At 53.2% G+C, this 316-nt stretch carries 1 pseudogene; it reads right to left on the bottom strand.

The features are described from left to right. Nucleotides 1-316: pseudogene (locus IV91_RS18735) on the bottom strand (RNA-guided endonuclease TnpB family protein); the annotation flags it as partial.

Raw genomic sequence — 316 nt, 5'->3', positions numbered from 1 at the left:
CCGGCTCAATCCCATCGACACTTTGGCCGCCGCAACCTTTCGGCGGCAAGCGCGTTGGTAACGGCGCTTGCGTTGCTCCAATACCTGTAGTTTGAGCGGGGTTGCATAGCGCTTTCCGTTTGAACAGACAATCTCGGAAGTATTCAGATCAACGCCTACCTCGCCTTTCACTTTTGGCAAGGGCGAGACATCTTCTTCGGTCAGGAGCGAAATGTAGAATTTGCCACCCGTAGTCCTTGTGACAGTAACCGAAGAAGGCGTCGCCCCTTTGGGAAACGGACGACTCCAGCAAATATCCAAAGGAGTTTCATGCTTG

Source organism: Ferrovum myxofaciens, assembly GCF_000735045.1.
GTDB classification, from domain to species: domain Bacteria; phylum Pseudomonadota; class Gammaproteobacteria; order Burkholderiales; family Ferrovaceae; genus Ferrovum; species Ferrovum myxofaciens.
The sequence above is the reverse complement of the archived record's forward strand: the minus strand, read 5'-3'. Positions and strand labels throughout refer to the sequence as shown.